The organism is Alphaproteobacteria bacterium, assembly GCA_039980135.1.
In the GTDB taxonomy this organism is placed as follows: Bacteria; Pseudomonadota; Alphaproteobacteria; order UBA6615; family UBA6615; genus UBA8079.
The window spans coordinates 351,444-365,511 of the sequence record JBDXCV010000013.1 but is presented as its reverse complement, the minus strand read 5'-3'; the positions used below and the strand labels follow the sequence as shown (position 1 = coordinate 365,511).

The window sequence follows — 14,068 nt, the reverse complement described above, 5'->3', positions numbered from 1 at the left end:
ATCGGCGACGGGGACGCAGGACGTCACCCTGACGCACCAGTATCTGGACGACGACCCGACGGCGACGCCTTCGGACACGTACACGATCAATGTGACGGCGACGGATGACGACACCGGTGTGGGCACGGCCTCGACCACGGTTCAGGTCGACAACGTGGCGCCGACGCTGACGCTGGACGGAGTGACGAGCATCGTCGAGAACGGCGTTGCGACCCTGACAGCAACTGTGGCCGACCCGGGCACTGCCGATACCTTCACGGTGGACGTTGATTGGGGCGACGGCAACGTCGAGACGATCACGCTGGGGTCCAGTGCCACCGGTTCGCAGACATTTACGGCGACCCATCAGTATCTGGACGACAACCCGACGGCCACACCTTCGGATATCTACACGATCGATGTGTCGGTTGAAGATGATGACGGTGGTGTGGACAGTGCTTCGACCACGGTTCAGGTCGACAACGTAGCGCCGGTTTTGACCCTGGGTGCGGTCTCGACAATTGTCGAGAACGGTGTTGCGACCCTGACGGCGACGGTTGCCGATCCGGGAACGCAGGATACGTTTACGGTGGACGTTGATTGGGGCGACGGCAACGTCGAGACGATCACGCTGGGGTCCAGTGCCACCGGTTCGCAAACATTTACGGCGACCCATCAGTATCTGGACGACAACCCGACGGCCACACCTTCGGATATCTACACGATCGATGTGTCGGTTGAAGATGATGACGGTGGTGTGGACAGTGCGTCTACGACCGTACAGGTCGACAACGTAGCGCCGACCGTCACGCTCGATGGCGTGACGGCGATTGTCGAGGATGGCGTTGCGACGCTGACCGGGACAATCGACGACCCGGGCACGCTCGACACTTTCACCCTGGACATCGACTGGGGTGACGGCAATGTCGAGACGGTCACGCTGGGGTCCAGCGCGACAGGCTCGCAAGGCTTCACGCTCACCCATCAGTATCTGGACGACAACCCCACGGCGACGCCGAGCGACACCTACACGATTAGTGCCACGGTGACAGACGACGACACCGGTACGGACAGCACAACTGCGACCGTGCAGGTTGACAATGTGGCGCCGGAATATGATGCGCCGCTCGACATCTCCGCGACGCAGGCTGCCAAGGCGGAGCCGGGCGACGTCGTGTCGGTCTCGGGTTCCTTCAGCGATGTCGGAACGCTCGACACCCACACGGTGACCATTGACTGGGGTGACGGGACGTCCAGTAACTCCATCGACAATCCGGATGTCTTTACGTTGCTGGATGTCGACGGTGGCGGGACCGGCGCGTTTTCGGCCGACCATGCCTATACGACCGGCGGTATCTTCAACGTCGTCATCACGACGACAGATGACGATACGGGTTCCGTGACCACCTCTACCGAAGCTTGGGTGTCCGGCGTTCGCATTGATCCTGATACGGGTGAGTTGCAGATCGTTGGCACCAGCGGCAAGGACAAGATCGACGTTAACGCGGTGCCGAGCAAAGGCAACGGTTCGGGCTCAGGCTCCGGGGGTGGCTCAGGCTCCGGCAGTGGTTCAGGCTCTGGCGGTGGCTCTGGCTCCGGCGGTGGTTCGGGTTCAGGCGGTTCTGCGGCCGATGCCCTGCGTGACTATCGCAACGGCGGGCCCGGCGAGGGAATAGAGATTCGGGTGAAAACCGATTTCACCGACCCGAAGACCCAAGTCTTTGCGGCCGAGGATGTCGAAACCATCCGTATTGTCCTGTGTGAGGAAGACGACAAGGCCAACGTCCACAGCAATGTCATGGAGATGGTCACGATCGAAGGCGACGGTGGGGACGACAAACTCACCGGCGGCAACGGCGATGACCTTATACTGGGCGGCGCCGGTGACGATAAACTCAAGGGAGCCGGCGGCGACGACCAGATCTTCGGCGGCGACGGCGACGACTGGATCCACGGTGATGCCGCGGGTGGTGGTAGTGGCAGTAAGGGCAAGGGCAGCAATGGCGGCAGCGGCACCGGTGCCAACGCCAACATCACCTTCGATGACTATCTCGATGGCGGTGCAGGCGATGACACGCTGATCGGCGGCCAGGGCGATGACACGCTTCTGGGCGGCGATGGTGATGACAAGCTGATCGGTGGCCAGGGTGCTGACGAGTTGTATGGCGGCGCCGGCAACGACAAGCTGATCGGCGGCGGCAGCGGGTCCGGCAGTGGGTCCGGCAGCCACGGAGGTGGCTCCGGTAGCGGTGACGTTGCGTTCGGCGACTATCTCGATGGAGGTGCCGGAGACGATGTCCTTATCGGTGGCCAGGGCGATGACACGCTCCTGGGCGGTGATGGCGAAGATGAACTCGTCGGCAACGGCGGCAATGACTTCCTGTTTGGTGATGACGGTGACGATGAACTGTTTGGCGGCAACGGCGCCGATGAACTGTTCGGGGGTGCCGGCGACGACAAGCTGTTCGCAGACGGCAGCGGGTCCGGCAGCCATGGTGGGGGCTCCGGCAGCGGTGACGTCTCATTCGGCGATTATCTCAACGGTGGCGTTGGCGACGATGAGCTGAATGGCGGCGGGAGCAATGATACGCTCGACGGCGGCGACGGCGACGACACACTTATCGGCAACGGCGGTGATGATTTCCTGACCGGCGGTGAAGGTAATGATCTCTTCGTCTTCTCCAAGAAGGACGACGCGGACACGATCTCCGATTTCGAAGCGGGGGCCGGGACCGACGATGTCATAGAGGTGTCGGGCTTCGGGAAGAAGATGAACAGCTTCGACGAGCTGCTTGATGCTTCGGAACAGGATGGTTCCGATACCGTGATCGATTTCGGCAAGGGAGATTCCCTCACCCTGATTGGTGTCGATATCAACGACCTGCACGAGGACGACTTCATCTTCTAGTGAAGCCGCTTTTACGGGAATAGCGGAGGGGCCCTTTGCGGGCCCCTTTTGCTTGGGTGTTTAACTGTGTCTTGCGCAGTCCGGCTGCTGCCCACTAATCTCTTGAGCCAGACATTGGAGGAAAGGGTTGAGCGACATACCCGAGACCATCGAAGCGCCGATCGGCTATCTGGTGAAGACTGGCGAACTGCCCGTATTCTATCAATCCGATGTGGCGGGTGAGCGGACCAGCTTTGAAGGCGAGCGTGAATTTCGGGTGATGTCGGTGCGCAATGCCCGCCTGCTGCCCAATGAGTTCAGTCTTGATTGTGAAGGTTTCGCCTTCGTCGATCACAAGACGGCGGTGACGGACTTCCAGGACGACGATCAGCTGGAGTCGATCTACAACGCCGAGGCAGAGGCGCTGGTCCGTGCCCACACCGGTGCCGCGCGGGCGCTGGTATTCGACCACACGCGGCGGTCATCGTCCCAGAGCTTGCGCGAGGCACACAACGCGCGCGATCCTGCCAATGCCGCGCATACGGATTATACCGACTGGTCCGCCCGAAACCGTGTTGAGGCGGTGATGGGGGACGAGGCCGAAGCCCTGATCGCCGGTCGTTTTGCGATCGTCAATGTGTGGCGCTCAACTGCGGGTATTATCGAGGAATGGCCGCTGGCCTTGTGTGCATGGGACAGCGTCGACGACGCTCATCTGCACACCGTTGAACGGCGGGCCTATAATCGTGTCGGCCAGACCCGCCACGCGTCATATGACGGGAACAACAACTGGTTCTACTTCCCGCAGATGACGCCTGATGAGGCCATCCTGATCAAGAATTACGACACGGCGACCGACGGGCGCGCGCGCTATGCGCTTCACACATCCTTCGATGACCCCTCGGCACCGGCGGATGCGGCCCCTCGGGAGAGCCTCGAGACGCGGGTGCTCGCGTTTTTCTGATAATTCATCCATCGTCCTGACCAATCGGGAGTGAGCAACATGAGTACCGAACTTCTGTATTTGACACTGAGCGCCGGTCTAACGGTCATTCTCTGGATCCCCTATGTGGTGGTGCGCACGAATTCTCTGGGTGTGTCCGACGCGATGGGTTATCCCGAGAATCCGCCGTCGCCGCCGGCCTGGGCGAAGCGGTCAGAGCGCGTCCACATGAACATGGTCGAGAATCTGGCCCCGTTCGCGGCTCTGGTCCTCGTGACCCATGTCATGGGAGTCAGCACCTCGCTGACGGTCCTTGGCGCGACCCTGTTTTTCTGGGCCCGGGTGGTGCATGCCGTTGTTTTGACGGCAGGCATTCCCTATTTGCGAACCCTGTCATTCTTCGTCAGCTGGGTCGGGATGGTGCTGCTCTTCATCGAGCTTGTTTTCTAGATTGAGGATGTACGAGACCCTCGAAGCGCGAGCTTTATGATCTACAATTGTTGCGGCGCCAGTGGATCTGTCGAAGGCGGCGCTGCGGACGGGCCGTTGTAAATATTATCCTGGTCGTTCAGTCCCCGGCTCACGAATGCTTTCAACGAGACGAACATGACCATTGCCCGACGGGTGCACGAATTCCTGACCCGCGAGGACGACGGGCGGATCTGTCGAGATATTCCGGAGGCCGCCTGTGTCGAGCAGCCGAGGAATTTCCTTGTGCATGTCGTCAGCCTGGCGGCGACCAAGACCGGCGACGGCCTGGTCGACCCGAAACTGGTGCTCGCCTGGCTTTTGTCCGGCCTGGGTGCACCCGCATTCATCATTGGCCTGCTGGTGCCGGTGCGCGAGGCGGGCGCGCTGTTGCCGCAACTCGTCACGGCGGGAAGCATACGTGCCTTGCCGCGTCGCAAATGGGCATGGGCGGCAGGAAGTCTGGTGCAGGGTGTTTGCGTTGCCGGAATGGGCGCGGCGGTACTTGTATTCGATGGCGTGCTGGCCGGCTGGGCCGTGATCGGGTTGCTGACCATTTTCGCTGTTGCGCGCAGTGTTTGTTCCGTCAGCTACAGCGATGTCCTCGGCAAGACGGTCTCGAAGGCGACGCGGGGCACGGCGACGGGCACCGCGGGAACCATCGCGGCGGTCTTTGTTCTGGCATATGGGGTCGCGCTTGCAACGGGATTGCTCGAACGCAGCGTGGTGATCATCGGCGCGTTCCTGTTCGTGGCCGCCGGTCTCTGGTTTTTCGCGGCGACCTTGTTTTCAACCTTGCAGGAAGAACCGGGTGCGACGGAGGGCGGCGGCAATCCCATCGCCGTTGCGCTGGGCCAGGTTTCCCTCTTGCGAGACGACCCGCAGTTGGTGCGGTTTATTCTGGTGCGTGGCCTGCTGAGTGCAACGGCACTGGCGCCACCCTACATCGTTTCGGTCTCGGGTCAGTCAGCGACGCGCGCGCTCGGCGCCCTGGGTGCGTTCGTGATTGCGAATGCGCTCGCCTCGATCTCGAGCAATTACCTTTGGGGCCGGTTGTCGGACCATTCGAGCCGCCGCGTACTGATGCTGTCTGGCTGGATCGGGGCTGTGGTGCTGGCGCTGACATCCGTCCTTGCGATCTACCGGGTGGAAATTCTCAACGCCGCGATCGTTGCGCCGTTGTTGATGTTCGTCCTGATGATCGGGTACCAGGGAGTCCGGCTGGGTCGTGCAACGCATATTGTCGATATGGCCGATGCAGACCGGCGCGCCTCCTACACCGCGCTCTCGAATACGGTGATTGGTACATTGATGTTGGCTGGCGGTGCGTTCGGCGCGATGGCCTACTCTTTCGGCATCGAGGCGGTTCTGGCGAGCTTTTCCGTCATGTGCGTGCTGGCGGCGATTCTTGCGCGCGGTCTCCGTGAGGTCCAGGGCCTGGCACCGGATGGTGCAGACCAGGCCCGCTAACCTTTGGCGAAGGCCTTCTTGAGCGCATCCGCGACCTGAGCGACGGCGACATTTCCCTGGTCGCAGAAACCGCCCATGTTGAAGAAGCCATGCACCACCCCGTCATAGAGCTGGTATTGCACGGGCACGCCTGCATTTCGCAGCTTCGAGGCATAGGCGCGGCCCTCATCGCGTAATGGGTCGATCTGCGCGGCGATGACCAGCGCCGGTGCGAGGCCCGACACGTCCGGTTCCAGGATGGGTGAGGCGCGCGGATCGAGACGGTGCTCTCCCACATGCATGCCGATCACCCATTGCAGGGTGCGGTCATCCAGGAACATCGTCTCCTCGATCCGGCTCGGCGGCAGGCCGCCCATGTCCGTCATCGGATAAATCAGGATCTGCGTAATGGGTTGTGCGGCACCTTCACGCTTCGCCTCCTGGGCCACGGCCGCCGCCAGGTAGCCGCCGCCACTGTCGCCGGCGATCGCGATGCGGTTCGGGTCACCGCCGATGTCGGCGGCGTTTGCCTGCAACCATGTGAATACGGCAAAGCAGTCTTCCAACGGTGCCGGAAAAGGGTTCTCGGGTGCGCGGCGATAGGCCGGTACGACGACGATACATTCGGCGTCTTCGGCCAGCGCCGTATTCGTCCCGTCGTAATCCTCGGGCGCCATCATGCAGCAACCACCCCCATGAAAGAATACGAGCACGGGAAAGGGGCCGTTGCCGGCCGGCGTGTAGACCTTTGTGCGGATGTCCCCGGCCGGGCCGGGCAGCTGGATGTCTTCGATCTTCGCGAGCTGTCGCGACGGCGGATTGACCTGCTGCCAGAGTTGGCTGAATCCGTTTCGGGTTTCTTCCAGGCCAAGATCGACCGGATGCGGCATGTTCAGATCGATGAGGCCGTCGATGAAGGTCTTGATCTGCGGATCGACATACATGGCGTGGTCCCCCTCTTCTGCGACCGTATTCAAGGCGGGATGGTGGCTTTGCGTCAACCATAATGCACCCGAAAGAGGCGTGAAATCGGGCGTCTCGCGCCGTTTCGGCGGATCGGTTAGCATGGCGTCCACTCTCGAAACCCGTCGAAGCGGAGACATGAGCCATGCGTACGCCAGCTGCCATCCGGCATCAGGAAATCAACGCCGGAAGAATACCCGGCCTTTTTTTGAAGCAGTTCCAGATGTCCAACGTCAAGAAGGGAGAGACGGTTGCCTTGCTGTCGGATGTCACGACACGAACCGAGTATGTGGAGGCGGCATTTGCGGCAGCGGACGAGTTGGGCGCGGACTGTTATGAGATGCGGGTCAATATGATCCCGTCCTGGACCAAGGTCGGGGTCGACACGATCGGTCAGATCAACGGCATGCTCGATGCGCTCAAGGCTGCGGATATCGTCGTCGCCTTGCATATCCCCCTGTTCACCAGCTGGCTTCGGGAGGTGATGGGCACGGGCACCCGTTTCCTGATGATTATCGATGCGCCGGACGATCTCGAATTGCTGCTCTCGCCCAAGGGACTGAAGGAGGCCGTCAAATATGCCGAAGCGCGCTACACGGCGACAAAGGAGGTTCGTGTCCTGAGTGATGCCGGGACCGATCTGACCTATACACGCGGTGATTTTCCGGTGATGAGCCAGTGGGGCTTTTCCGACGAACCCGGGCATTTCGACCAATGGGGTGTCGGCCACATCCATACTTTTCCAAACGAAGGGTCCGCCAACGGGACCGTCGTCATGTCGCCGGGAGATATCGTCATTCTGCCTTACTGCCGGTATGTGCAGGACGAGGTGCGACTGGAGGTCCGTGACGGCTTTATTCGCAAGGTCGAAGGTGGTCTCGACGCCAAGCTGATGACGGATTGGCTCGATGACAACAAACTCACCGAGGATGATCTGGATCCCTATGCCGTGTCCCATCTGGGGTGGGGCATGAACCCGCAATCACGTTGGTACAATATCGCGCTTCACGGCGATAATCCCGAGCGATCCCATGCGTCCGCCCGCACATTCCCGGGCAACTTCCTGTTTTCGACGGGTCCCAATACCCAGGGCGGCGGGTCACGCAGCACCAATGGCCATTATGACGTGCCGATGCGCGACTGCACGGTGATCCTCGACAACGATGTGGTCATTGAGCGGGGCAAGTTTGTCGACGAGAAAATGATCGTTGAGCGCGAGGCGCGCTGATGGCCCTGCGCAATCTCGATACGTATCCCGAGCAGGAAGCCTTCTCGGAGATCGGGGCAAAATATCATATCCGCGTCCAGGAGCTTGGCGCCGGGGTCAGCGGCGATTCATTCGCCTATGGCGATGACCCCTATCAGGAGGTGGCCGTGTTTGCCGCACCTGAGCCCAACGGGACGGTGATTGCGTTCATGCATGGCGGCGGTTGGACGAACGGGTACAAGGAATGGATGGCCTTCATGGCCCCGCCGCTGACGGCAGCGGGCATAACATTCGTCAGCATCGGATACCGGTTGGCGCCCGCTGTCACCTGGCCGACGGGTGTCGAAGATGTGATGGCCGGAATTGCCTGGGTTTACAAGAACATCTCCGCCCATGGCGGCGATCCGGACCGTATCTTCGTGGGTGGTCATTCAGCCGGTGGCCATCAGGCGGCCTCGCTGGCCGTACGCTCGGATTGGCAGGCGGGAGCAGGTGTACCGGCGGACATCATCCGGGGGGCGCTGCCGGTATCGGGTGTCTACGATTTCACCGAGGGCAATGGAATGCCTGCAAAACCCCGCTTTCTGGGAGAGAAACCCGGCCATGAGACTGATGCCAGCCCCCTCCACACGATTGCAAACACGCCGCCATTCCTGATCGCATGGGGCGACCGGGATTTCCCCCATCTCATTGTCCAGGCAGAAAAAATGACCCAGGCGTTGCAAGAAGCCGGTGGCCGGGTCGAGACGGTCGGGCTGTCAGACTGCGATCATCTCGGCGCGTCATATGCTTGCGGAAACCCGGATGGGATGTGGGTTAAAAGTGTAGTTGAGTGGACATCGAACAACTAATGGTAGTCAGCCCGAATTCGCTGGAATCACCTGAGTGCCGCGCATTTGTGCCGACCGTTAACCATTTGTTGACGCCACGCGAAATAAGTTAACGTCCAACTCCCATATCCGGTGCACCAAGCGCATCGAAATTGGCTCGGGAGCTAAATTTGTCACGTGCAGATGACATGGACGGTGCGGTGATGGACGGAAGTTCGGCGGGTGTGGCGCAAAACACGGACAACATGCTCTACGACGTTTTGAACACGCTCGGTGGCGGCGTGATTATTTTCGATTCCGATTTGCGGATCGTGGCGTCGAATGCGCTGGCTCACGAACTGCTTGATTTGCCTGAAGAACTTTTGACCCCGGGCAAGAGTTGGCGCGAATTTGTTCGCTTTGCGGCAGAACGCGGTGACTATGGCGACGGGGATTCGGTTGCCCATACCGAGCGAATAATGGCGCTGTTTACGACGCGCGAGCCATATTCCATGACGCGCCAGCGTCCTGACGGTGCCGTCCTCGAAATTCACGGCCGGCCGATCGAGAACGGCTTTGTTACCCGGTTTCACGATGTCACCGACCAGCATCGAAATGAAGAGGCGTTGCGTGATGTGACGCGGTCGCGCCAGCGCTACCAACGATTTTTCGAATTGTCGGATGATCTTCTCGGGATGGCGGGCAGCGATGGCAGGCTCCACACCGTTAATCAGGAGTGGGAGAAACTCCTGGGGCACGATGCGGCTGCATTGTCTGGTGAGCCCCTGATCAGTCTGGTCTTCGACGAAGATACACCGATCGTCCAGCGGGCCCTCGACAACCTGGTTGCGGGACAGGATACTGCGGGTTTCAAGGTCCGGCTGGTCGACAACACGGGCGCTCCGCGTTGGACCGACTGGCACATTACGTCTGACCAACTCGGCCAGCTTTACTGTGCGGTCCGCGATGTGGATGAGGAGTGGCGCCGCGAGCAGGAGCTTGGAAACGCACGCCGCGAAGCCGAAAAGGCGAAGTCGGAAACCGACCAGGCCGAACGTTTGCTGGGCGAAGCGATCGAAGCGCTTTCGGATGGGTTTATCCTGTTCGATTCGAACGATCGAATTGTTCGTTACAACTCCAGATATCGAGAAATCTTCCCCTTCATGCCGGCTGAACTGGATGGCATCGGCATGCGCTTCGAGGATGTCCTTCGCCGCGGACTCGAACAAGGCTACTACGCCGATCCTGAAGCATCGGCGGATCCCGACGCGTGGATGAAGCGATTATGCGGGGTCCACGGGGAAAAGATCGGGAAACCCTACGAGCTTGAAACAACGGATGGCCGCTGGATTCTGATCACGGACCGGCGCATGGAAGATGGATGTATCGTCGGCATTCGTTCGGACATTACGGAGGTGAAACGCGCCGAGGCGCACCTGCGGGATGCGATGGAAAGCCTGAATGATGGTTTTGTCCTGTGGGATGTGGACGACAGATTGGTGATCTGTAACGAACGCTACCGCGAGACCTATGGCGCGTACGCAGATCAGGTGGTGCCGGGGAAATCCTTCCGCGAACTGATGGGATTTGCCTTCGAACTCAGCGAGACCCCCGGGCAGGAAGTGGATAAGGAGCGGTGGATCGACAACAAGGTCGAGAAGCATGCCGTAGATGAGGCGCTGCAGGAACTACACACCGGCGGGCGCGTGATTCGCGTTGCCTCCCACCGCACGACCGGCGGGGGGATCGTCACACTTCGCACGGATATCACTGAAATAAAGCATGCCGAACAACGTCTGACGGACGCGGTCGAAAGCATGCGTGACGGCTTCGCCCTCTACGACGAGTCCGACCGGCTGGTGATCGCGAACGGTGAGTATCTCGAAATGTTCCGTTCGCTTGGCGGCGAGGTCGAAATCGGTATGACCTTGCGTGACGTCATCCGCGTTGCGGTGGAGACGGGTATTCTTGTGCCCGACACGCCCGATGTCGACGCGTGGGTCGATGCGCGCGTGGCGCAGCACCGGAATCCCGAGGGCGACATCGAGGTGCGTCTGCCCGATGATCGGACGCTTGTCGTCTCGGCAAGCAAGACCCGGGATGGCGGCGTTGTCGTCCTGAATTCGGAAGCGACGGAGCTCAAGCGTGTCGAGACACGCTTACGCGACGCAATCGAGGCCATACAGGATGGCTTCGTTTTGTTCGATGGGGAGGATCGGCTCGCCGCCTACAACAGCAGCTGGGCACGAGATTTCGGCGATGCTGCGGACCAGATATATCTCGGCATGACTTTTGAAGAGATGATTCATGTCTTTGCCGAGAGTGGCAAGGTTGTGGAGGCCGTCGGCCGCGAAGAGGACTGGATCGCGGACCAGTTGGTGATGCATGAACAGGAGGTCGATTTCGAGCGGAAATTCGATGATGGCCGTGTTGTCCGCGTGTCACGGCGGCAGACCGACGAGGGCGGCGCGGTCGCGGTTCGAACGGACATCACCGCGATCCGTCAGGCGGAAGCCCGGCTGGGCGACGCGATCAACAGCCTCCACGACGGTTTCCTGCTGTGGGACGCGGACGACCGGTTGGTTCTTTGTAACGATGCATATTTGGACCTGTACCCGGAAATTTCAGAGCAAGTTCAAATCGGGATGTCATTTCGCGAGTTGGCGGACGTCATCTTCGACGCACAGCTCCGAAACGAGAACACCGAGGATGCAGACAAAGCGCTCTGGCTGAAAAAGCGAATGGCCGATCACAATGATCCGCTGGATTCGCTGGAACAGGCACATGCCAATGGCCGGGTCGTCCTGATTACCGAACGACGCACGCGCGAAGGCGGCATCGTTACGATTGTTTCCGACATCACCGAACTCAAGCGCGCGGAGACCCGTTTGCGGGATGCCATCGAGACCATTCGCGACGGTTTTGCGCTCTATGATTCCGACGAGAAGTTGGTCATCACGAACTCAGCACACCGAAATGTCCTGCCCATAGACCCGGAACTCTTCGAGCCGGGAACAGCCCATGACGACTTGATGCGGGCGGTTCTTGCGCGCGGATTGGACGCACAGGGCATCGGGCGCGAAGATGAGCGTTTCGCGGAAAGACAGGTGCAGTTCCGAAACCCGACCGGCGAGCCGGAAATCAGGAACCTGGCCGGCCGGTATTTGCTGGTGACCGAGCGCAGAACGGCGGATGGCGGTATCGTCATGGTCGGGACAGATGTGACGGAGATCAAGGAGAAGGAAGCGCAGCTCGAGAACACCGTCGATGATCTGCAGCGCTCACAACGTGAACTCCGGGTCCAGACGGAAAATCTCACGAAGCTGGCCGAACGTTACTCGCGCGAACGGGTGCGCGCCGAAGAGGGGGCGAAAGCCAAGGGAGATTTCCTGGCGACCATGAGCCACGAAATCCGGACTCCGATGAACGGGGTTATCGGCATGACGAACCTGCTTCTCGATACGAATCTGGATGACGAGCAGCAGCGTTTTGCGCAAACGGTCCAGCAATCCGCAGAGGCCCTTCTGGCACTGATCGAGGATATTCTCGACTTCTCCAAGATGGAGGCCGGGAAACTCGAGATTGAAACGGCAGACTTCGACATGTCCGCAACGATCGACAATGTCGTGCAGATTCTGGCGCCGCGCGCGCAGGACAAGCAGATTGATCTCAACACCTACATTGCATCCGATGTGTCGAACTATCTGCGCGGTGACAGCGGACGTTTGCGTCAGGTTCTCATCAATCTGATCGGGAACGCGATCAAGTTCACGGACAGCGGTGCCGTGACGACGCATGTGTCGCTTGTCTCGGAGACCGAGAGCCAGCAACGCCTGCGAATTGAGGTTCTCGATACCGGTGTCGGTATCTCGGCGGACGTGCTGCCCAGGTTGTTCTCGCGTTTCACCCAGGCCGATTCTTCGACCACGCGGAAATTTGGTGGGACCGGGCTCGGACTCGCGATATGCAAGGAACTGGTGGATCTGATGGACGGCACGATCGGCGTCGACAGCGAGATGGGCGCCGGCAGCAAATTCTGGTTTGAACTGCCGCTTGCCCGCGCCACCGCTCCCATATCCACTGAGCAACCGGCGGATATTGATATATCGAGATTGCGGGTGTTGATCGTCGACGATAATGCCACCAACCGTGAGGTCTTCGAGAAGCAACTCGATTCCTGGGGGGTTAAGGTCGCGACCGCGTCAGGTGCGGTCGATGCGCTATCGACGCTGGAAACCGGCGTTCGCGAGGGTGCACCCTTTGACATGGTGCTTCTCGATGAGGCGATGCCGGGTATAAGCGGATATGACGTCGGCCTCCGGATACGTGCGAACCCGGCCTTCCGGCGGATCAAAATTATCATCGCGACGAGCGCCGGCGATCGCAACAGCGGTATTGCGAAATTCGATGGGAAAGTGGTCAAGCCGGTTCGCCCGTCACTCCTGAAGGAGAAGATCGCGGAAGTATGTTCGAACACTCCAAAGGATGACGTGGACCAGCCGGAATCGCTCGAACGAGAGAAGCAGGTCACAACAGGTAAGGAGCCTTCGAAGGCACCGGCAATGGCGAAAATGCAGTCGATGCGAATTCTGCTCGTGGAAGACAATGCGGTGAACCAGATGCTTGCCTCCGCAATTCTGAAGAAGGCGGGACACAAGATTGAGGTTGCCGTAGACGGTGTCGAGGCGGTCGCGGCTGTTCGGGACCAGCCATTCGACGCGGTATTGATGGATATTCAGATGCCGGAAATGGACGGGCTGGAGGCCACACGACGGATTCGTGCGCTGGATGACCCCGATCAGTCGAATATTTATATTATCGCCATGACGGCAAATGCCCTGATGGGGGATCGCGAGAAATGCATCTCTGCGGGAATGAACGACTATTTGCCGAAGCCGATCGATCAGAAGAAGCTTCTCGCGGCCCTTGGGAAGGCGAGTTCGGTGGCGGTACCGGCGGGCGATGCCGGCGATGAAGCCGCGCCAGGTGAATCCTGTCTCGATGGCTCGATCCTGGATCAGCTTGAGGAGACGATTGGTCGCGAGGCCATCGCCAGCATGCTTGCGATGACGCTGGCCGAAGTTCCGGCGACGGTGGCGCTCATCACGGCGGCGAATGCCGAGGGAGACCTCGACAAGATGCGCCGGGAAGTTCATGACATGGGCAGCAACTTCGGTAGTTATGGCGCCATGCGCCTGAGTAATCATGCCCGGGCTATCGAGAAGGCATGCCGCGAAGGCGACGCCGGTCAGGCCTCCGATCTCACCATCGAGTTGCCGCAGTTGGTTGACGAAACCGTCGGTGTGCTGACGGCGCGGGTGCCTGAACTCAAGACGGTTGGTCGTTAGGCCGCGATCGCTGCC

At 60.2% G+C, this 14,068-nt stretch carries 8 protein-coding genes; 7 read left to right on the top strand and 1 reads right to left on the bottom strand.

Annotation, left to right across the window (positions count from 1 at the left end):
- The 4 genes from ABJ363_17590 to ABJ363_17575 form a co-directional block, all read left to right on the top strand.
- On the top strand, positions 1–2,887 hold a 2,887-nt coding region (locus tag ABJ363_17590; protein ID MEP4380801.1), incomplete at its 5' end, for a hypothetical protein.
- 127 nt (positions 2,888–3,014) lie between these two features.
- Positions 3,015–3,830: a CmcJ/NvfI family oxidoreductase gene (locus ABJ363_17585; protein ID MEP4380800.1), complete on the top strand. Its 816-nt coding sequence runs from the start codon at positions 3,015–3,017 to the stop codon at positions 3,828–3,830.
- 39 nt (positions 3,831–3,869) lie between these two features.
- Entirely contained in the window at positions 3,870–4,259 is a 390-nt protein-coding gene (locus ABJ363_17580) for an MAPEG family protein (GenBank protein MEP4380799.1), read from the top strand.
- 156 nt (positions 4,260–4,415) lie between these two features.
- Positions 4,416–5,747, top strand: a complete 1,332-nt coding sequence (locus ABJ363_17575) for an MFS transporter (protein ID MEP4380798.1) — start codon at positions 4,416–4,418, stop codon at positions 5,745–5,747.
- On the opposite strand, the gene ABJ363_17570 is transcribed toward ABJ363_17575, so the two are convergent.
- Positions 5,744–6,703, bottom strand: coding sequence for an alpha/beta hydrolase (locus ABJ363_17570; GenBank protein ID MEP4380797.1), 960 nt, complete (start codon positions 6,701–6,703; stop codon positions 5,744–5,746). The two genes, ABJ363_17575 and ABJ363_17570, sit on opposite strands and share 4 nt — an antisense overlap.
- A 131-nt stretch (positions 6,704–6,834) precedes the next feature.
- Between ABJ363_17570 and ABJ363_17565 the strand changes: the two genes are divergently transcribed.
- The 3 genes from ABJ363_17565 (at position 6,835) to ABJ363_17555 (ending at position 14,053) form a co-directional block, all read left to right on the top strand.
- Positions 6,835–7,917, top strand: coding sequence for a hypothetical protein (locus tag ABJ363_17565; protein ID MEP4380796.1), 1,083 nt, complete (start codon positions 6,835–6,837; stop codon positions 7,915–7,917).
- The gene (locus ABJ363_17560; GenBank protein MEP4380795.1) at positions 7,917–8,747 is read left to right on the top strand and encodes an alpha/beta hydrolase; all 831 of its coding nucleotides are present in this window, start codon (positions 7,917–7,919) and stop codon (positions 8,745–8,747) included. Before ABJ363_17565 ends, ABJ363_17560 begins: the two co-directional genes overlap by 1 nt.
- A gap of 149 nt (positions 8,748–8,896) precedes the next feature.
- Positions 8,897–14,053, top strand: coding sequence for a PAS-domain containing protein (locus tag ABJ363_17555; protein MEP4380794.1), 5,157 nt, complete (start codon positions 8,897–8,899; stop codon positions 14,051–14,053).
- Positions 14,054–14,068 lie beyond the last annotated feature (15 nt).